Below are 19358 nucleotides of genomic sequence, written 5' to 3'. Positions count from 1 at the left end.
TCAGTGTTTTGCTCGCGGACTATGCAGCGGCGAACAACCGCTTTTCAAATATGCCGTTGTCTTTAAGGCCAGACAAGAACTTCGCGCCAGCAAGTGCACCAAGGTCTACAAGTGGCTCAACGATGATCACGGTCATATATGCAGCGCCGAATGAAAGAACGCTTGCTACATTTTCAGCGCCAAAGCCTTGGCCGTAAAATGCCCAGAACATCACCCAAGCGACAATACCGCCTTGGTAGAGTGTTGAAAGCTGCAACGCTTGGCCGTAACCAATGTCTTTGTATGCAGTTTTTGCGGGAATGATCTTTTGCGCCAAAGCAGCCATTGCGAACAATGGCACAAGCAATGTGGTTACGTTGATGCCGAATTGTGGCAAATCAAATGGTGCGAACAGCATGCCTTGCAGCAATAGTCCTAGCGTTAGACCGATTGCGGCAGGCGCTGCACCAAATAGCAGGAAAAGCGTTGAGCCCATGATCAAATGCACTTCAGACACGCCAACTGGGTGGTGCGGCAGCACTTGGAAATAAACAAACACCATTGCTGTGGTGAACAGGCTGCGAATTGCCAAAGAAGCCGCGCCATCATTTTTGACCATGTCCCACGCCATTTTGGCGGTGTAGCCCAATGCGCCAGTTGCTGTTGCGTATGAAAGGGTGATTTTTGCACCATCTACGATGCCGGGTTCGATATGCATATCGATTTTGTCCTTTAAACTCCGTCGCACTTACCCCGTGCGAATCGTCGTTACGTTTTAGACATTTGGGAGTGGTCTTCGAGCAGCGTGCACGTTGACATTTCTCCCCGAAATGTCCGGTTCCTTTTCACATCAGGCCGGTCTCCGGACTTATGAGTTGGGCAACATGCCCGGGTTTGATCGCCTTCCCACGAAAACGCAGTGGCTATTTGATCGCACCTAACACTCATCTACCGTTGCGGGGGCAGTGCTGGATTTGGTCCCCTAATTGGGTCGACCGGACCAGCTTCCCGTTTCATCCATTCAATTTGGCTTTGTCGCCGAATGGACACCTGAAGTGTTGTCGAACCTAAAATCAGCGCTATAGCTTGTCAATCAACTTTGAATGTGATCAACCCGAATTCATGAGCAATGTTTTGAGCAAAAATTATGATTTGGCGATTATCGGCGGCGGGGTCGTTGGCCTTTGGTGCGCCTATTTTGCGCAAAAGTCCGGGTTAAAAACCGCGCTGTTTGAAGCCAACACGATTGCCTCAGGTGCAAGTGGTGGGTTGTTGGGGGCATTGATGCCGCATATGCCAACCCAATGGAATGGCAAAAAGCAGTTTCAGTTTGACGGTTTGGTCGAGTTGGAAGATCTAGTTGCGGAGATAGAAGCAACGACCGGTGTGAGTTGCGGCTATGCCCGGGTTGGTCGTTTGCAACCCTTGTCGCGTCCGGAACACCTTAATGATGCACAAGAGCGCTGTGCCGCAGCTCACGACAGGTGGCAATACGGTGAGCGTCAGTTTGAAATGCGCATTGTCGACGAGCCGCACAGCTCGGGCTGGCCAGACAGCGATGTGATGCCGCATGGCGCAGTATTTGACGATCTTTCCGCCCATGTGAATCCGCGCGCTGTTACCGCTGCTTTGTTGAAATCCATCGCCGGCCAAGTGGACATATTTGAACACACACCCGTTACATCTGGCGAAAACAAAAAAATGACGCTGAACGATGGCACCATGATCAATGCGAAGGACTTCATCGTTGCAGCTGGGCTTGGGTCATTTGATATTCTAAAGCCCTTCACACCGTCGCTGGCAGGTCGCCCTGTAAAAGGGCAAGCCGCTCTTTTGGACACAAAACTTGACCCAAAGTTGCCGGTCCTCTTTCAACAAGGTGTCTATCTGATCGTACACGAGGATGGACGCACTGCGATTGGCAGCACGTCCGAGCGCGAGTTTGAGGATGCGCGTGCTACCGATCAGTTGCTTGAAGATGTAATTGCGAAGGCACGCATGATCTGCCCGGTGATCAAAGATGCACCTGTTGCAGAACGGTGGGCGAATTTGCGGATGCAGCCCATTGGCCGCGACCCACTATTGGGGCGATTGCCAGATCATGATGGCGTGCATATCGCCACTGGCGGCTTCAAGATCGGCTTTGGCATTGCCCATCGGATGGCGCAGGCGGTGCTGGCGCCGATTACCGGTTCAACACCGATTGAAATCCCTGAAAGCTTTCGGATCGAAAACAGGGTTAATCCAGCCTAGTCAAGGGTTTGACCGCGTTTAACCATAGATTTTCACTAAGCTTTTTAACGCTACCAACAAGATGGTCGCGCAACAATTTTTCTTTCTGATTATCTTGCACATGCTCAATGAATAATGAGCCCCAATTCATTTCGATCGACAAGCGGGAATAACCCGCGCTCGAAGGGAAACAGGGTAGGCGGATATTTAGGAGAGAATGATGGGACGCTGGACAAAAGTTGAAAAAGGCGGTGCGGACAATTTTGGTAAGGGCCAAGTCAGCATTCAACACAACCTCAATGACAGTGGGTTTTTCACAGATGACGCGCTAGCAGATCTTATTGATCGCTACCCGCGCGAATTTTACATGCTCAACACCATGACCAAGGTGGGTGAGGAAAAGGTTTGGCGCTCTGGCGACAAAGGCGACTTGTCAGGCAAAGAGATCATCAAAGCCATTCACGACGGTCAGGTTTGGATGTGTTTGCGCCGGTTTGACGTTGTGGCACCAGAGTACCACAAGTTGATCGACGACTCGTTTGAAGAGCTTGAAGAAGGCAACCCGAACCTGAAAACGTTCAAACGTGAATCAAGCTTGTTGATTTCGTCGCCGACAGCGCGGGTATTTTATCACACAGATATTCCGTTTATTTGCCTTTGGCACCTCCGCGGTAAAAAGCGCGTTTGGCTATATGATGCGGAAAACAAAACCCATCTGCCTGACGAAACGCTTGAGGGCGTGATCTTGCGCGAGACAGAAGAAGAAGTGGCGTACGACGCTGAATGGGACAAGAATGCACAAAGCGTCTTGCTTGAGCCCGGCCAAGCTCTTTCGTGGGAATTGAACGCACCGCACCGTGTGGACAATGTTGAGGGTCTCAACGTGTCGATCACCACAGAGTTCTTCACCCCAGAAGCGCAACGCAAATATGGTGTTTACTACACCAACGGCTATATGCGCCGCTATATGGGCATGCAGCCAAAATCAACAAACATTGATGGCTTGGGTGCATATGCTAAATGTGCGGCCGCTCTTGGCATCAAAAAGCTTGGATTGCTCAAGGGCAAAGAGCGCAAGATGATGTGTTCTTTCACCATGGATAAAAACGATCTGACAAAAATCGTCGATATCCCTGCTAATGAGCAGTGGGAAATCAAACAAGCTTAGTTTGATCCTTGCAAATGAAATTCGAGAGGCTGCAATTTTTGCGGCCTCTTTTTTTTGCTTCCCTGAAAGGGAATTGCTTTGCCTCCCTTTCAAGCTAAGCTTGGGCGATGAAAAGTAACTCACAAAAAGACGTAAGCGGGTTTGGTCGCTTATTGCGAAATCTGCGCGATCGACGAGGATTGAGCCAACTCGCTTTATCTTCAAATGCAGGCACAACGCCACGCCATCTTTCGTTCATTGAAACTGGCAGATCACGGCCCGGGCGCGATTTGATCTTGCGGCTCGCGGGTGCAATGCAATTACCGTCGCGCGAAATCAATCAACTTCTTGGCCTTGCTGGTTTACAGCCTGAGATGGCGGAATATAGCTTTGAACATCAAAAAATCGAACCCTATCGCGCGGCATTAGTAGCGGTTCTAGAAAAACACGACCCTTATCCGGGCTGTGCCATGAATGGTGCGGGTGACATTTTATTGGCAAATGAGGCCTACAAAGCATTTGCACCAAATTCCATGACAACCTCGCCAGAAGAGCGCGTTGAGATATTTTTCAACCCAGACGGCAATGCCCCCAAATTGGTTGAGAACTGGGCCGAAGTTGCCCACGGCTTATTGGATCGCCAACGTGCAGAGCTAGCCGGATGCTTCAACCACCGTCTTGAAAAAATGGTTTCTCGCATGGAGGAACTTCTTAAAAATGTTGAGCGACCTCCGCTTAGGGGCGGAGAAACAGACATTGTTCTTTCGCCAATTTTGATCGTTGGCGGGAAAAGGCTTTCGACCTTCTCGACATTTATGAAATTCTCTCATGCGCACGAAGTGACGTTGAGCGAGGTGCGTGTTGAATTGACTTTTCCGACAGATCAAACGACGCAAGAATTTTTCGAAGAATTGGCCGAAAAAACGCAGCCGCTTCCCTGATCGGGAATTGGGTTCGCGCCCCTTCATCATACATCCTTGGCGTTAGACAAGGAGACCGATATGAAAATGAAGTTCAGTATTGATATTGACGTGCCAGCAGAAAAGTCTTGGCACAAATTGTGCGATGGCTTTGGAAACACCGGGGAATGGACCAGCTTGCTGGATAGTTCGGCGATGATTGGTGATGTTGAGCCAGGGTCACATCGTGAATGCCATATTGGCAAGAAGGTTCTTACCGAGAACATTACCCACGTCGACAATCTGGCAATGCGCATCGACTATGATCTGATCAAGGGACGTCCTGCAATTGTCAATGCTGCTCGAAATAGTTGGCGCGTCACGAGCCTTGGCCCTAACCGCAGCAGAGTAACCATGTCGCCGAACATGGTAATGAAGTGGTGGGCAAAACCCATGGGTCCGCTTTTGGTCTTGGGGTTAAACCAAACCATGCCCAAAGTATTGGAAGAGTTCAAATTCTGGGCAGAAACAGGCCGGGTTCACCCAAGGAAAGCCAAAAGGAACAAAGATGGTAAGGCGCGACAGATGGCTGTGACGACCTGACGAAATATGTTGCTAGTTACGCCCGAAAAAAGGGGTTGGCATCTGCTCATCCATTTTTCTTCACATGTTTAGGAACATTTTCCTTCAACTTTAGAATCGTTCTAAGCTGTTGAATTTTCATTTGATTTTATATATGGATTGTGTAACTCCACTTAATTAGAGCTAGGGGAAGTCGCAATTTCTAGCGTGCAATTTTGATAAACGTGGAGCATTGGCGATTACCGCGCCAGTGAATTGAGATGAGAATTTTGAAGAATTTGGCAACCGCTGGCGCGATTGCATGTTTGATGACAACAAGTGCGCTCGCTGGCGGTCACGACGCAAAGGCTGTTTTGGACACCTACGCTGATATTGCACTTGCGGGTTATGAAGACAGCTTGGTGACGGCTAAAGCATTGGACGCAGCAATTGATCGGCTGCTTGCAGAACCAACTGCGGCTAATCTCGATGCGGCCCGTGCTGCATGGATTGCGGCGCGCGTGCCATACCAGCAAACAGAAGCCTATCGTTTCGGCAATCCAATTGTTGATGAGTGGGAAGGCAAAGTAAACGCTTGGCCGCTCGACGAGGGCCTAATCGATTATGTCGACCTAGGCTATTATGGCGCTGAAAGCGACGAAAACGGACTATTCACAGCAAATGTGATCGCCAACAAGCAAGTCTACATCAATGGCAAAACTGTAACGATTGAAAACATCACCGCTGACGTGATCGCGAATGAGTTGCACGAAGCGGGCGGCGTTGAAGCCAATGTGGCATCTGGTTATCACGCAATTGAGTTTTTGCTTTGGGGCCAAGACTTGAATGGAACGGGTCCGGGCGCAGGAAATCGACCCGCAACTGATTTTGACACCGAAAACTGTACTGGCGGCAGTTGCGATCGTCGTGGCGATTTCTTGCAAGCCGCATCAGAATTGATGATCGCTGACCTTGAAGAAATGGTGGCAAATTGGGCTGCTGGCGGCGCAGCGCGTGAAGCTGTCACATCGGGTGACGAGAAAGCGGGCCTTGCAACAATTCTGGCGGGTATGGGATCATTGTCTTATGGCGAGTTGGCCGGAGAACGTATGAAGCTTGGCCTTTTGGTGCATGATCCAGAAGAAGAGCATGATTGTTTTTCTGACAACACCCACTATTCACATTTCTACGACGCAAAGGGCATCCAAAACGTCTATTTGGGCAGCTATACACGCGTAGATGGCTCAGTGATTGCCGGACCATCATTGGCTGAATTCATCGCCCATATTGATGCAGACTTGGACAAAGAACTGCGGGACAAGTTGGATGCGACCATGGGCAAGATGCAAGCAATGGTGGATCGCGCTGAAACTGAAGCCTATGACCAAATGATTGGTGAAGGCAACGCTGAAGGTAACGCAGTTGTGCAAGCGGCAATTGATGCCTTGGTTGACCAAACCCGCTCAATCGAACGCGTAGTGGCAAAGCTTGATTTGGCCGATGTCGCGATTGAAGGTTCTGACAGCTTGGACAATCCGAACGCTGTATTTGAATAGCAACAATTATGGGATCGCCATTGGGGCGGTCCCTTTATCATTTGGAGATTACCAATGGCCCGCGACTTCTTAGTTGGGGTCGCATTGTTCCCTTTTTTGGTTGGACTTGCGGTCGCACAAGAGCACCATCCAGAACGCCACGATTTGAGCGCAGCCGAGCGCGAGCGCGTTCAGTCTGTCACTCGCCCCACATCAGATTTTTCAAAACCTGAAAAGTTTGAGAATATGCAGGGCGGCGCAGGCACGTCGCGCAAATTGGTATCGCGCGATGCTTTTTCGCACTTTTCGGCAAATCTAGATTTCGCCGACCAAGAAAAGTTCAATCTTGGCAACGGGTTTTTTGAAAAATTGTGGGTCTCGTCACCCTCCTCCACATTCGCCTCTGACGGGCTTGGCCCGCTTTTCAACGCCCGCGCCTGCCAATCTTGTCACCTCAAAGATGGACGAGGCCATGCCCCAGCCAACGAAGTTGACGATCGGGTATCAATGTTCCTGCGGCTTTCCGTTCCTCCGCAAACAGAAGAAGAAAAAGCAAAACTCGCCACCGGTGAGCTTCAAGTGATTGAAGAGCCAACCTATGGCAGGCAATTGCAGGATTTGGCTGTGCCTGGGGTGCCGGCGGAAGGGCAAATGCAAATCTCCTATGAAGAGAATGAGGTAAAGCTTGGCGATGGCGAAAGCGCCTATTTGCGCACACCGACCTACACAATCACCGATCTCAATTATGGCCCACTTGACCCCGATGTGATGATATCGCCGCGTGTTGCCCCGCAAATGATTGGGCTTGGGCTTCTGGAAGCAATCCACCCTACAGACATTTTGGCGCAAGCTGACCCAAATGACGTTGATGGCGACGGGATATCTGGGCGGGTCTCTTGGGTTTATTACCCTGGATACGACAAGCAAATTGGCCGCTTTGGTCACAAAGCATCACACGCAACAGTGCGTGCGCAAAGTGCCGGTGCGTTCGCAGGTGATCTAGGACTATCAACACCAGACGTCCCCAAACATTGGGGTGAATGCACCGACTTCCAAATGGCCTGCCTTGCCGCTGCGCACGGGGTACAGCAAAGCCAGGGCGATACTGAAGTGCCTGATCCAATTTTGGAACTTGTCACATTCTATGCGCAAAACCTGGCCGTACCGATGCGACGTGACGCTGATGACCCTGAAGTGCTGCGCGGCAAAGAATTATTCTACAATATCGGCTGTGCGAGTTGTCACACACCTAAATATGTCACGCGGCGTGACGCACCACACAAGGCTCAGCAGTTCCAATTGATCTGGCCGTACACCGATCTGCTTTTGCACGATATGGGCGACGGATTGGCTGACAATCGCCCGGTGGGCAGCGCTTCTGGGCGCGAATGGCGCACGCCACCATTGTGGGGCATCGGGCTAACAGAAACAGTGTCTGGACACACGCAGTTTTTGCATGATGGTCGCGCCCGCAATCTGCTTGAAGCCATTTTGTGGCATGGGGGCGAAGCGCAAGCCTCGCGTGACCAAGTTGTCGCCATGAATAAGCTTGACCGTTCCTCGCTTTTGAGTTTCTTGAATTCCCTATGATTAGATTTATTGCCCCTGCCCTTTTTGCCCTATCACTGTTCACAGCCAACGCTTTTGCCGATGGCATCGAAAAGCGCGTTGTGGATCAGTTCATCATGCCGCAATATCTCGCGTTTGAAGACGCAGCAGCCGCGCAAACTCACAAGTTGGAAACACTATGCGCGTCGCCAAGCACCGCACATTTGGAGGCAGCACGCAGTGCTTTTGCAGCATTGGCTTTGCAGTGGAGTCGCGCCGAAATTGTTCGATTTGGTCCGGTGCTGCAAGAAAACCGCTTAGAAAGAATCCTGTTCTGGCCGGACCGCAAGTCGATTGGTCTAAAGCAAGTTCAGCGCGCTATTGGCCAGAAAGATCAGACCGCCCTCACCATCGGGTCTTTGCAAAAAAAGAGTGTCGCCTTGCAAGGATTAGGTGCCCTTGAATTTGTTCTGTTTGGTACCGGTGCCGACGAAGCGCTTTTGCACCAAGATGATTATCGCTGCCAATTCGGTTTGACAATCTCCAGTGCTTTACTTGAAGTTGCTGCCGAAATTGTCACCGAATGGGACAAAGCTGGCGGGTTTGCTGATATTCTGGAAAACCCGGGTGAAAACAATCAGAATTATCGTGAATCTGCCGAGACAAAACGCGATATTCTGGGAACAATTGCGCACGGCCCTGGCATTTTTCATGACACCCGATTGAAGAACTATTTGGGCGATGATGCCGGATCAGCAAAACCCAAATCGGGTTTATTCTGGCGCAGCGGCTTGACGCTTAAGAGTATTGCGGCCAATGTCGAGGGCCTGAGTGACTTTACGCAAGCTGCTGATTTTAATACGCTTCTTGATGAGGAACAGCATTGGATAATTGACAGCTACTTGTTTGAAGCTAAAAACGCTGTTCACGCTACCAAGCTTGAAAGCCCCGTGCTTGAAGCGCCGATATCCAATGAGCGCAGCAAACTTGAATATTTGTCGCTCGTTCTACACTCCATGGCAGGAATTGCCACAGATGATCTGGCGCAAGCCCTTGGTTTAACTGCAGGTTTTTCATCGCTAGATGGTGACTAACATGTGGTCGCGGCGTAACTTCCTCACCATGGCAGGCGCCTCGTATTTGGGCGCATTGACTTCGTCTGCTTACGCCGCAATTTCCCAGTCCGATCAATTTTTTGCGTCCACTTGCCGCTTTAGAGACGGTGATTTTGGTGTCGTCATTCTCAATGCAGCGGGCGCCATTATTTCGAGCGAGAAATTGCCCGCTCGTGGACATGATTTAGTGCAATGTTCAACCACTGGAAACATCTTGGTTTTTGCGCGTCGGCCCGGCATTTTTGCAGCGCTTTTTGACCGTCGCGGCAGACCGCTTGGGCAAATAAATGCTGCTGCCGATCGGCACTTTTATGGACATGGTATCTTCTCAAAAGATGGCAAATATTTCTACGCCACCGAAAATGATTATGAGAGTGCGCGCGGCATTATTGGCATCTATCGGGTCGACGCTCAACACATTGAACGAATTGGCGAATTTTATTCAGGCGGCATTGGCCCGCACGACCTGCATCTAAGCGATGATGGGCAGAAATTGATAGTTGCAAATGGGGGCATTGAAACGCACCCGGACTTTGCGCGCACCAAACTCAACATTTCTACCATGCGCCCCAATGTTTGTTGGCTGAACACCAAAGACGGCAGCAATGTCACAACGTTCGAGCCGCCAACCGAATTGCATAAATTGTCGCTACGGCATATGGCAACGGCCGATGGGCAACGCGTTTGGGTGGGTGGCCAGTTGCAAGATGGCGCGCCCCCCGAAACCCCTTTGATCGCAAGTCTAAGTCTAGATGATGGGCTCGCATTTTTGGGGATTGAAGAGCAGACCCAAAGTGCCCTAAAGGGATATGTCGGCTCAATCGAGGTTTCGGCGGATGGTGAGCAGATTTGTGTGACCTCCCCCAAAGGCAATTTGGCTGTTTTGCTGGATAAATTCGGTAATGTCATACATCGGCAAACTGCGCCAAATGTCTGCGGTGCTGCGGTGGACGATACAAATCAATTTCGGCTCTCAACGGGTGCCGGAGAATTTGGTCAAGTCGGTCACAAGCTCCACGATATCGATGGTATAGATTTCGACAATCATATGGTTGCGCTAGCTTCGCTCAGATGAACATCGCCTATCGCTATTCATTGACATGTCACAAAATCAAAGTAGTGGTTTTTCGATCAGTGCTTTGTATTCCTTTGCGAAATATGTTTGCTTGATCACATGAAAGTCTAAGGCAGCGAGGCATTGCTTTGAGAATAACGATTGTTGGCGCAGGTTATGTAGGATTGGTGAGCGGTGCGTGCTTTGCCGACTTTGGGCATCACGTGACTTGTGTCGATAAGGACGCGACCAAAATTGACGCCCTGCGTAATGGCGATATACCGATCTTCGAACCACGGCTCGACGATTTAGTTGCTAAAAACAGCAAAGCTGATCGGCTTAAGTTCACCACTGAGTTGAAAGAGTCCGTTGCAGATGCAGACATTGTTTTTATTGCGGTAGGCACCCCAAGTCGACGTGGCGATGGGCATGCCGATTTGAGCTATGTTTATGATGCAGCAGGTGAGATTGCGGATGCCATTGAAGGGTTCACCGTGGTGGCCACTAAGTCCACAGTGCCGGTCGGCACCGGTGATGAAGTAGAAAGAATAATTCGCGAACGTAACCCGAAGGCTGATTTCGTTGTCGCATCAAACCCTGAGTTCTTGCGGGAAGGCGCCGCGATTGAAGACTTCAAGCACCCCGATCGCATTGTTGTCGGCATCGAAGATGAACGCGCACGCAGTCCAATGTCGGAGCTATACCGACCGATCTATCTGAACAAAGGGCCATTGGTCTTCACTTCTCGCCGCACTGCGGAGCTAATTAAATATGCGTCCAACAGCTTTTTGGCGATGAAGATAACCTTCATCAATGAAATGGCAGATCTGAGTGAAGCCGTTGGGGCTGATGTCCAGGATGTGGCGCGTGTAATTGGTCTTGATAAACGCATTGGTTCGAAGTTTCTAAACAGCGGGCCCGGCTTTGGCGGATCGTGCTTCCCAAAGGATACAACTGCGCTGGTCAAAACCGCTAATGATTATGAGCGCCCTCTCTCCCTGATTGAAACAACAATTGCGGTGAACGATCGACGTAAGCGCGCGATGGCGCGCAAAGTTATCGATGCGGTCGGCGGCAACGTTCGGGGCAAACGCATCGCTATGTTGGGTCTTACTTTTAAGCCCAACACCGACGACATGCGCGACGCGCCCTCTTTGGCCATTGCACAGGCATTAAAGGATGGCGGCGCCACAATCTCAGCATATGATCCCGAAGGCATGGAACAGGCCAGAGCTGAGTTGCCATTTCTAGACTTTTGCCATGATGCTTACGCGGCGGCAGAGAACGCAGAAGCGCTTGTGATTGTGACCGAATGGGACCAATTTCGCGCGCTCGATTTCACTCGCCTGAAGCAAGTTATGGCGCAACCAATTCTTGTTGACTTGCGCAATATATACCGCAAGTCAGAGATTGAGCCCTATGGGTTCAAATATCGCTGTGTCGGTCGCCCGCACGAAGAAATCTAGCCCAGCGATCATCCAATTGGATCGCGTTCATATCATTCCAGATGGAGCTGCGATCTCTTGCGATTGTCGGGCTTTATCTTTATTGGCTAGACATATATGTTGGTTCAAATGCGTTGCTGGTTGGCTTCGGCTCATTGGCAACGCATAAATAGAACATCAAACGTACGCGGCCATATGACCAATTCATCTGCCACATTTCACCATCATGGTGACCTTTCATCGTCTTCAACTGATACTGACGCAGGCGAAGCCGTTCGAGATGCACTGTTTGTGGGGTCGGTGGAAAAAGCTCTTCGTGTTTTGCAAGCCTTTAGCGGCGATAAGTCGGCGCTTAGCCTTTCCGAAATATCTGAACGCACCGGTTTGGGCAAAAGCGCTGCGCAACGATTTTGCCACACGCTAGTAAATTTAGGATATTTGTTGCGCGACGAACGCAGCCGGCAATTGCGTCCATCGCCGAAACTCCTAGAGTTCTCTTTTACCTTTTTGGCATCTGACCCACTGACGTCCATCGCTGCCCCTTTTTTGTTGCAGGCGCGCGAACTATCCGGTGAGGCAGTGAATTTGGCGCTACCGCATGGCCTTGATGTCATTTACATCACTCGGCTGCCTAGCCTTAATTCACATTTGGTCAACCCGCCTATTGGTGGCCGTGCACCAATGTTTTGCACTTCTAGCGGACGTGCTTATTTATCTGCTCTGCCAGAGGCAGAAGCTGAAGCGATTATTGACCGCTCAAATCTGCAGGCTATTACCCCGCATACAATTACAGATCGCGAACAAATATTGTCCCTGATTGCGCAAGCCCGCAAAGATGGGTTTGCCTCAGCGGTGCAAGAATGCATCAATGGCGAACTAACCGTTGGCTCGCCCATTTATGGCCGCGATGGCCGCGTTATTGCTTCGATGAATATTTGTGTTCATGGGCGCGCATGGAGCCCGGCGGAAGTGATCGAAAAACTCTCACCCATTGCCGTAAAGACAGCAACCGAAATATCCCAAGCATTGGCCACATCGCCACATATGTAGATGCTAGATGCAATTCTTGCGTCCCCTACAAAAAACCAACCCGCCGTAGCGGATTGGTCGGTTTGACTAGTCGTTTCGGGAGAAGGTGGACAAATAAGAAAATCTGCCCATGTCCAAAAGGCTATTCAGCGGCGAAATACATATCTTTCGCGTACCAGTTTTGCTGAACATTCTCGATTGGCCAGCCTTTAAGGGCTGGGTTTTTCATCATCACACTTGTGTAATGATAAATTGGAACAACCGGCATTTCTGCGGCCAAAATCTGCTCGATCTTGGTGTAAGCCGCGCTTGGGTCCTTTGAGGTTTTTGCCTCATCAAGAAGCGCATCAACATCTGCATTTGAGAAACTTGCCCAGTTTTGCGCGCCGCCTGTGCGGTGCAAATCAAGAAATGTTGAAGCTTCGTTGTAGTCTCCAATCCAAGCATAACGGATCATATCAAAGTTTTTACTCCGACCCGTTTCAAGCATGGTTTTCCATTCCATGTTTGTTGGCACAGCTTTTACGCCGAGCTTCTGCTCCCACATTGCAGAAATTGCTGTTGCAATTTTCTTGTGCGTTTCCGACGTGTTGTACAACAAGTCAAACTCTAGTGGATTATCCGCGCTGTAACCTGCCGCAGCCAATAGCTCTTTTGCTTTCGCATCTCGTTCTGCTTGAGACCAAGCCGCATAGTCGGTTTTTGGATCAACAAATCCGGCGGTTGCTGCAGGTGTTACATTGTATGCGGGGCGCTGACCACCTTGCAAAATATTGTCCGTGATGACATTTCGATCCACCGCATAAGACAAAGCCTGGCGCACGCGAACATCTTTGAACGCCTCTGGTCCGCTATCCGACATATTGAAGCTGTAGTAATAGGAGCCCAAATATGGCAGCGACAGAGTTTCGTCAGGACGCTCTTTTTTCAACCTTATGAATTGACCCGACGGCACCGCCGTAACATCCAATTCACCTGCAAGATAGCGAGTAAAAGCGATGTTTTCATCATTGATGACTTGGGTTTCGACACGCTCAATAATGGTTGCGTCATTGTTCCAATACATTGGGTTGCGTTCGCGAGCGGTACGTTCCTTTAGCACCCACTCGGTGAGTTTGTACGCACCGTTTGAGACCATGTTCTCAGGACGGGTCCACTCAGCGCCATGTGCTTCAACTGTTGCTTTGTGTACTGGAAACACTGTCGCTAGCACAGTCATTGATGCGAAATATGGAAGCGGTGCAGTGAGGCGGACTTCGAACGTGTAATCATCAACTGCGCGCACGCCAAGTTCTGACTTATCCAATTCCCCTGACAGAACCGCAGACGCGTTTTCAATCGACATCAGATCAACATACCAAGAATAAGGAGAACCCAATTCAGGGTCGACCGAACGTTGCCATGCGTAGACAAAGTCGTGAGCCGTGACTGGGTCACCGTTTGACCATTTTGCATTTTTACGCAAATTGAATGTGTAAACATCGTTGGATTCGTTGGCAGACCAGCTTTCAGCGACGCCAGGCACTAGGTTCCCGTCAGCGTCTTGGTTGAGAAGACCTTCAAACAAATCGCGTGCAAACGAGAACCCGGTTACGTCTTCCATCAATTGTGGATCGAGCGACGGAATACCATCAAGTAGACGCATACGCAGTACCTGATTGTCCGCCAGAGTTTCGCCAGTGACCGGGTGGGTTGCGGCTGCCAACGCGCTGCCCATTAGGGCTAGGCTTAGCGTTGCGCCAATTGCTGCGCTTTTCATCAATTTTGGAAAATTCATTATCCCTCCATATCTCAGGTCTCCCGCCTACCCTCCGCAAGCTTTGGCCTAAGTATTATATTGCAATAGAAAGAATTATATAAAGATACCAACCATTATGCAAGCATGGATTTCATCCAAAACTGAAGTCAAATGGCTGAACACACTTGATTGGTCCGCGCACCCGCCGTAAAGAAACTGGGCGCGCCTATTCTTCGCAATGCACCCAAACAGTCCAAAACTCAGCCAGGTTCGACCGACCAAGAAAAGCAGTTATGTCCATGCAATCGATTACATCACCATTTCTACTTCACCTAAATGATGGCTGGACAATTGAAAGTGCCGACAAATCAAAATGTGCGGATCTTAGGGTGCCTGGTGACGTGCATTCGGCACTACTTGCTTCTGAACAAACCCCAAATCCTTATTGGCGCGATACGGAGCAGTCACTTGATTGGATTCATGAGCAAGAATGGACGGCGTCGACCGACTTTGAATTTGAAGGCGATATCTGCAAACGCCATATTCTGACTTTCATGTCTGTTGATTGCGTTGCCACCGTACATTTGAACGACGTGGAAATTGGTCAGTGCAATAGTCAATTCAAGCGCTGGGATTTCGATACCAGCGCTGCGCTGAAGCTGGGCAAAAACGCCTTGCGTGTGACGTTCCACTCAAACAGTGAAGCTGCTGCCGATGCAGCAGCGCGTTCCACTATTCCAACGCCCTATCTGTCTTTCAATAATCGCTTGCCGCACTACAACTTCCTGCGCAAGACCCAGTGCCACGCTGGCTGGGACTGGAATATCGCCCTCTCCCCACTCGGTTTTTACGACGATATTTTTCTCAGCGTTGCGGACCCTGTGCAATTTGACGAGTTTATGGTGCGTCAGAAACACCATGAAAATGGTAACGTAACGCTTGAACTTGACGTCCATTTTGCAGCACATGGCGTAGGCGAAATTGAACTTGAAGCAAGCATTTGCGGCGTCGATACCAGTGCTTTGATCAACTACTATCCCGGCGAAAACAGACATTCAATTTCAATAGAGATCGACAACCCTGTCCTTTGGTGGCCCGTTGGTAGAGGCGAGCAAATCTTGCACAGGCTTGAAGTGCGATTGGGCGATGTAGTGCGCACGCGAAAAATCGGTTTTCGCGACATCAAGTTAGACACAAGCGCTGACGAAATTGGCAACCGATTTGCGTTTTGCATCAATGGCGAAGAAATGTTTATGCGCGGGGCCAATTGGATCCCGGCCGATGCATTGCCACAAAATTGCTCACCAGAGACAATCCGCGATCGCCTCCAATCGGCAGTTGACGCCAACATGAACATGATCCGAGTTTGGGGCGGCGGCCAGTATGAGCCGGATTGGTTTTATGACATGTGCTCGGAAATGGGCATCTTCGTCTGGCATGATTTCATGTTTGCCTGCAATCTATACCCAGCCCACGACAAAACGTGGCTGAAATCGGTACGCGAAGAGGCACGCTATCAAATAAAGCGCCTTTCTGGTCAGGCCTGCATGGCCCTTTGGTGCGGTGACAATGAGCTGGTTGGCGCGCTAAATTGGTACGATGAAGGCAAGGCCGATCGAGACCGCTATTTGGCGATTTATGATCGTCTCAACCATAGTCTGGAAGAGGCCGTTGATGAACTTGAACCCGACATTCCTTTCTGGCCATCCTCACCTTCTGTTGGACCACTAAACTTCAGCGATGGCTGGCATGATGACAGGTCGGGCGACATGCACTTTTGGGATGTGTGGCACTCGTCAAAAGACTTCGAGCACTATCGCACGGTGAAACCCCGCTTCTGCTCTGAATTTGGCTTTCAGTCATTCCCATCGATGAAGGTGATCGAAGGCTTTACTGAGCCTGAAGATCGCAATGTATCGTCGAAAGTGATGGACGTGCATCAGCGAAATGAAGGTGGCAATAGCCGTATTGTTGAAACGATCTCGCGCTACTTCCGGTTCCCTGATGGTTTTGAAAACATGGTCTATCTCAGCCAAGTCAGTCAGTCCCTTGCGATGAAAACGTCAATTGAGTTTTGGCGCGCGCAGGCGCCCAGATGTATGGGCACGCTATATTGGCAATTGAATGACACATGGCCAGTGGCGAGCTGGTCGAGCCTTGAATATGGCGGCAATTGGAAACTGACACACTATGCAGCAAAGCGCTTCTTTGCGCCTATCTTGATTACGGCACAGCCCGATGAGGAAAACGGGGACATTGTTTTTTATGCTGTTTCCGACCTAGAAGGCGCGAGCACACTCTCGCTGAATATTGAATTGGTAAGCATTTCAGGTGAAGTAAATACTCACAAAGTCTTGGACGTTGAATGTGTACCAAACAGCGCGCAATCAGTATACCGCATGAAGGCGTCCGATGTGCCCACGAATGCATTTTTGCACTTCACCTGGGCGGACAAAGCGGGGCGCAAAATGGGCGAAAATGACTATCTGCCGCAACGGCCCAAAGCGTACGCATTTGAAACGCCCGCTATTGAAGTGAGGCAATCGATTGCAGAAGATGGTGGCGCACAAGTTACCTTGGTTTCAGACACACCAGCACTGTTTGTTACTTTTGACCATGGTGGCGCGGACATTTATTCAGACAATTGTTTCACTCTATTGCCGAACAGGGAAAAGACGATCTACATCGCTCGCAAACGTGGCGGCGATACATTTAACACCGCCAAGTCTTTGCATTATTTAAAAGGCTAGCCGCGGCCGCGATAGGTTGGCACGTCTTGGCTTGGTATCCATACCGATTTCGGCGCGTCGCCCGTTTGCCAGAACACATCAATTGGGATGCCACCACGTGGGTACCAGTAACCGCCAATGCGCAACCATAGTGGATCGAGCAACTCAACGAGGCGACGGCCAATTGAAACCGTACAATCTTCGTGAAATGCGCCATGATTGCGGAATGCGCCGAGGAAGAGTTTTAAGGACTTGCTTTCGACTAGCCAATCGCTCGGAACGTAGTCAATCACCAAATGGGCAAAATCTGGTTGCCCTGTCATAGGGCAAAGAGAGGTAAATTCAGGTGCAGTGAACCGCACGCAATAATGTACGCCCACTTGCGGATTTGGCACCTTTTCTAGCACCGCTTCCTCAGGACTATTTGGCAATTTGGTTTCGCCACCCAATTGAGTGAGATTGGCGTAGATGTCTTTTTTGTCGGTCATTTTTTCTCTTCTAGTTAAACGCCACGTTGATTGCCCCAAAGCATAACATGCAGCTGAGGCAGCACTGTCGCGGTATACCAATGGGTTTGGTTGACCTTGTCGATCAACCACAACATGCGTTGGTTGATGCCTTCAAGATCAATCTGTGCGTTTTCATCTTCAGCTGGCGGTGGCGTGTGATTGCCGGGCTGCAGGTAAATTGGCAAATGTGGATGCGATGCTGCAACTTCTTGTGCAAACTCTAGGTCCAAATCGTCAAAAACCACAAACTTCAAAACTGTATTGCCAGCCGTTTCGCCCGCCTTCACGCAGGCGGCAAGCTGGCGGGCATCAAATACCATTTCGCTTGAAGGTGGTTTCGGGCTCAGCACTAAAACATCAAGATCCCCAAACCACGGCTTACACACACTGCCTTGCGTTTCCATTGCAAAAGTGAAGCCCTCGACCTTGCCTAATGCAAGCAACTCTTCAAAGGGCTGTATGGCAGGGTTGCCGCCAGAAAGGGTAATCATGATTGGCTTGTTGCCAGTAAGGGATTTGACTTGATCGAGTATTTCCCTTGCATGCATTGGCTTCCAATTTTGCCGATAATCATTATCAACGGCATGCAAGCTATCACACCAAACGCAGCGATAATCGCAACCACCTGTGCGGACAAAAACGGTTGGGCGCCCAATGACAACTCCTTCGCCCTGAATGGTGGGGCCAAAGATCTCGCTAACCTTTATGCGCTGCTCAAAACTTGTCATCTAGGTCGGTACTCTGCCCAGGTTTTTGGCGTTTCGCTGATGCGCACTGCTGCGGTTTCTGGGAATCGTTTCTTACACCAATCAAAAATGCTTTTTGCCAAAAACTCAGCGGTTACAGCGTCACTTTTGAACACTTCATTGAGGTGCCGGTGGTCAAGCGTATCGTCAATGTATGATTTAAGTGCTGCGAGTTCTTGATAGTCCCGAACAAATCCGAATTGATTTAAAGTCTCTGACTTTAGCTCCACCACAACCACATAATTGTGGCCATGAAGGCGCGCGCATTGGTGATCACTGGGCAAGTCGGTCAATTGATGAGAAGCCGAGAAGTGAAATTCTTTGGTGATGGTGTACATTATGTCTTCCCACCGGTTGCTTGCCGCCAAAAATTTGGATCGGCGTAGATGGTGGGATCTTCAACTCCAGCGATATCAAATGCCTCACGTCGCTCAACGCAGGTTCCACACCGCCCGCAATGTTGCTCGCCACCTTTATAGCAGGACCAAGTGGTTTCAAAAGGCACGCTATACTTTGCGCCATCCGTTACGATGTCGGCTTTCGATTGGTGCACATAGGGCGCCATCAGCTCTATCTGTGCATATCCATCTAGAGCGTGGTCCTGCATTTTTTGGAACGCATTGATGAAATCTGGTCGACAGTCTGGATAAATGAAATGATCGCCACCATGCACTGCCGCCGCCACTGCCTCTGCTCCATTTGCCGAGGCAATGCCAAAGGCAATTGCGAGCATGATCGCATTGCGGTTTGGCACCACGGTGACTCGCATTGTGTCTTCTTCATAGTGTCCATCGGGCACATCCAAATCGTCCGTTAGCGCGGAACCGGTAAGGCTTTGCCCTATATGTTGAATGTCGATGATTTGGTGACGAACACCAAGCTGCGCAGCGCAAAGCGCGGCGCTATCAATTTCTTTTTTGTGCCGCTGACCGTAGTCAAACGACAACAAGCCCATCAATTCATGTTCATTGTTGATCCGATACGCAAGCGTCACCGAATCCAATCCGCCTGAGCAGATTACGATGGTTTTCATTTGTCAGTCCTTGTTTTGTCCGGGTAGGCTGCGACCGGTTTCGGTGCCGTGTCTATCAG

The 19358-nt window shown here is 50.1% G+C and carries 17 protein-coding genes and 1 riboswitch; of the genes, 11 read left to right on the top strand and 6 right to left on the bottom strand.

Annotated features, from left to right (window positions below; translation table 11 throughout):
* Positions 1-19: 19 nt before the first annotated feature.
* Positions 20-697, bottom strand: coding sequence for an energy-coupling factor ABC transporter permease (locus tag QQL65_RS08035; protein WP_284363474.1), 678 nt, complete (start codon positions 695-697; stop codon positions 20-22).
* Positions 698-815: 118 nt separating this feature from the next.
* Positions 816-1048: riboswitch (cobalamin riboswitch) on the bottom strand.
* 65 nt (positions 1049-1113) lie between these two features.
* On the opposite strand from QQL65_RS08035, the gene QQL65_RS08030 reads away from it, so the two are divergent.
* The 10 genes from QQL65_RS08030 to QQL65_RS07985 all read left to right on the top strand — a co-directional run bounded on the left by QQL65_RS08030 (position 1114) and on the right by QQL65_RS07985 (position 12565).
* Positions 1114-2232, top strand: coding sequence for an NAD(P)/FAD-dependent oxidoreductase (locus QQL65_RS08030; RefSeq protein WP_284363472.1), 1119 nt, complete (start codon positions 1114-1116; stop codon positions 2230-2232).
* A 199-nt stretch (positions 2233-2431) separates the two neighbouring features.
* Positions 2432-3379: a hypothetical protein gene (locus QQL65_RS08025; protein WP_284363470.1), complete on the top strand. Its 948-nt coding sequence runs from the start codon at positions 2432-2434 to the stop codon at positions 3377-3379.
* A gap of 107 nt (positions 3380-3486) precedes the next feature.
* Complete coding sequence (locus QQL65_RS08020; protein ID WP_284363468.1) at positions 3487-4299, top strand: MmyB family transcriptional regulator; 813 nt, start codon at positions 3487-3489, stop codon at positions 4297-4299.
* A 60-nt stretch (positions 4300-4359) separates the two neighbouring features.
* Positions 4360-4860: an SRPBCC family protein gene (locus tag QQL65_RS08015; protein WP_284363466.1), complete on the top strand. Its 501-nt coding sequence runs from the start codon at positions 4360-4362 to the stop codon at positions 4858-4860.
* A 245-nt stretch (positions 4861-5105) separates the two neighbouring features.
* Positions 5106-6374: an imelysin family protein gene (locus tag QQL65_RS08010; RefSeq protein WP_379863730.1), complete on the top strand. Its 1269-nt coding sequence runs from the start codon at positions 5106-5108 to the stop codon at positions 6372-6374.
* A gap of 54 nt (positions 6375-6428) precedes the next feature.
* Complete coding sequence (locus tag QQL65_RS08005) at positions 6429-7943, top strand: di-heme oxidoreductase family protein (RefSeq protein WP_284363463.1); 1515 nt, start codon at positions 6429-6431, stop codon at positions 7941-7943.
* Positions 7940-8995 (top strand): imelysin family protein, encoded by a 1056-nt coding sequence (locus QQL65_RS08000; protein WP_284363461.1) that lies wholly within the window; start codon positions 7940-7942, stop codon positions 8993-8995. Before QQL65_RS08005 ends, QQL65_RS08000 begins: the two co-directional genes overlap by 4 nt.
* A gap of 1 nt (position 8996) precedes the next feature.
* Positions 8997-10091: a DUF1513 domain-containing protein gene (locus QQL65_RS07995; RefSeq protein ID WP_284363460.1), complete on the top strand. Its 1095-nt coding sequence runs from the start codon at positions 8997-8999 to the stop codon at positions 10089-10091.
* Positions 10092-10219: 128 nt separating this feature from the next.
* Positions 10220-11536, top strand: a complete 1317-nt coding sequence (locus QQL65_RS07990) for a UDP-glucose dehydrogenase family protein (protein ID WP_284363458.1) — start codon at positions 10220-10222, stop codon at positions 11534-11536.
* 174 nt (positions 11537-11710) lie between these two features.
* Positions 11711-12565, top strand: a complete 855-nt coding sequence (locus QQL65_RS07985) for an IclR family transcriptional regulator (RefSeq protein WP_284363457.1) — start codon at positions 11711-11713, stop codon at positions 12563-12565.
* 121 nt (positions 12566-12686) lie between these two features.
* Here the strand turns inward: QQL65_RS07985 and QQL65_RS07980 are convergent, their stop codons facing one another.
* Positions 12687-14321 (bottom strand): peptide ABC transporter substrate-binding protein, encoded by a 1635-nt coding sequence (locus tag QQL65_RS07980; RefSeq protein ID WP_284363456.1) that lies wholly within the window; start codon positions 14319-14321, stop codon positions 12687-12689.
* A gap of 260 nt (positions 14322-14581) precedes the next feature.
* Here QQL65_RS07980 and QQL65_RS07975 point away from each other — a divergent pair, with 260 nt between their 5' ends.
* A complete protein-coding gene (locus QQL65_RS07975; protein WP_284363454.1) occupies positions 14582-17032 on the top strand; it encodes a beta-mannosidase in 2451 nt (816 codons plus the stop codon).
* Here the strand turns inward: QQL65_RS07975 and queF are convergent.
* Genes queF through queC form a run of 4 tightly spaced genes read right to left on the bottom strand, consistent with a single transcriptional unit; the run spans position 17029 to position 19299 of the window.
* Entirely contained in the window at positions 17029-17499 is a 471-nt protein-coding gene (gene queF / locus QQL65_RS07970; RefSeq protein ID WP_284363451.1) for a preQ(1) synthase, read from the bottom strand. The two genes, QQL65_RS07975 and queF, sit on opposite strands and share 4 nt — an antisense overlap.
* A 14-nt stretch (positions 17500-17513) precedes the next feature.
* Positions 17514-18248 carry a 7-carboxy-7-deazaguanine synthase QueE gene (gene queE, locus QQL65_RS07965; protein ID WP_284363448.1) on the bottom strand — a complete coding sequence of 245 codons (735 nt, stop codon included), beginning with the start codon at positions 18246-18248 and terminating at the stop codon, positions 17514-17516.
* Positions 18245-18604, bottom strand: coding sequence for a 6-carboxytetrahydropterin synthase QueD (gene queD / locus QQL65_RS07960; RefSeq protein ID WP_284363445.1), 360 nt, complete (start codon positions 18602-18604; stop codon positions 18245-18247). The genes queE and queD overlap by 4 nt, the downstream gene beginning before the upstream one ends.
* Positions 18604-19299 (bottom strand): 7-cyano-7-deazaguanine synthase QueC, encoded by a 696-nt coding sequence (gene queC / locus QQL65_RS07955; protein ID WP_284363442.1) that lies wholly within the window; start codon positions 19297-19299, stop codon positions 18604-18606. Before queC ends, queD begins: the two co-directional genes overlap by 1 nt.
* Positions 19300-19358 lie beyond the last annotated feature (59 nt).

The sequence above is a fragment of the Maritalea porphyrae genome, from assembly GCF_030159895.1.
Lineage (GTDB): Bacteria > Pseudomonadota > Alphaproteobacteria > Rhizobiales > Devosiaceae > Maritalea > Maritalea porphyrae.
The sequence above is the reverse complement of the archived record's forward strand: the minus strand, read 5'-3'. Positions and strand labels throughout refer to the sequence as shown.